This is a genomic window from Thiolapillus sp. (assembly GCF_048562965.1).
In the GTDB taxonomy this organism is placed as follows: Bacteria; Pseudomonadota; Gammaproteobacteria; order Chromatiales; family Chromatiaceae; genus Thiolapillus; species Thiolapillus brandeum_A.
Genome location: NZ_JBHNMF010000695.1, coordinates 1 through 1,255 on the forward strand (window position 1 = coordinate 1; position 1,255 = coordinate 1,255).

At 59.0% G+C, this 1,255-nt stretch carries 1 protein-coding gene; it reads right to left on the minus strand.

Annotation, left to right across the window (positions count from 1 at the left end; translation table 11 throughout):
• Positions 1-1,255 (minus strand): choice-of-anchor Q domain-containing protein (locus ACOCD2_RS19265; protein WP_419625916.1); only part of this gene is annotated, 1,255 nt, incomplete at both ends.

Below are 1,255 nucleotides of genomic sequence, written 5' to 3' on the forward strand. Positions count from 1 at the left end.
AGTGAGCGTTTCGATCTCGGCCACTTTGGCCGCGATGGTGGCATCGCGCTCAACAACGGCCGCCTGTCTCTCAGTCGCGAGGATGTGGAGCGTTGTGATGCGCCGGTTGAGTGCGGCGATGTCTTCGTTGTGTTCCTCTGGCGGGGTGGTGTTGATGGGTGTCGGCAACGCGCGAGACGGGGCGCTGTGGTCTGCCTCAACGCTACCGATGTCGCAGTGCTCCTTACGCGTCGCGCCCCGCTGGTCTTTTGGAGCACAGGTTGTCGGTGACCCGTTGATCAGGCCACTGCCAGCGAGCGGCATATGGGTCAGGGTATAGCCGCCGTTATCGGCCAGGGGGCCCAGATTGGGGCTGCCCCGATCAGTGCCGTGGTCGTCATAGTGCAGCTGCTGCACGCAGGTCCAATCGTCCGACCAGTTAGATGCCCCTGCCGAAAAACCGCCGAGGCCGCCGCAGTTGCGCCCCTGGGAACCGGTGATCACCGTGCGACGCAGGATGATCTCTTTCGCGTTGGCTCCCCCGTAGTTGTAGATCGTGCCGCCATTGATCATCCGCTTTTCCCGATTGCGCCGTTTGACCGCCTTCAATGTCTCGCTGTCCCCGTTATTACACGTGGAGGGTGTGCACCGCTTTTTCTCTTCCCGGGTGGTGATCGGCGACGAGACGTTGTCCACCAGGGTACTGTCGCGAAACTCCACCGTCCCCATCATGTTGTAAAGCACGGAGCCTTTGTTGTCCGTGTTCTGCCAGTAGCCTGATCGTTTGACCGCGTTGTAAGAAAATGTGCTGTTTTTAATCATGGCAGTGGTGTAGTCGTTGTAGATGACGCCGCCCGTCCGGTCGGCCAGGTTATGCGCAAATGTGGACGTCTGGATGCGCAGCGTGCCGTTGCTGTAGATGACGCCGCCGTGGCTCCACGCCTTGTTATCCATAGCCGTGGTGGTCTCGATGTTAAGAAACCCTTTGTTGTAGATAGCCCCGCCAAGCCCCCGGCTCTCGTTGCGGATGAAGCGCGAGTATTTGACGTAGAGGGTTCCCCAGTTGGCGATTGCGCCGCCCTCGTTGGCGTGTCCGCGCATCAGTTCCACCGAATCCAGTGTCAGGCGCGATCCCGACACAATCTTGAATATGCGGGTTTTGCGCTGGCCGTCGAGTGTGATATCGGGTTTATGGTCGTCGTTGAGGTCACCCTTGATGGTCAGGTTTTTGTTGATGGTGATCTCGCTGTACAGGTGAATCTGTTTCTCGTAGAGC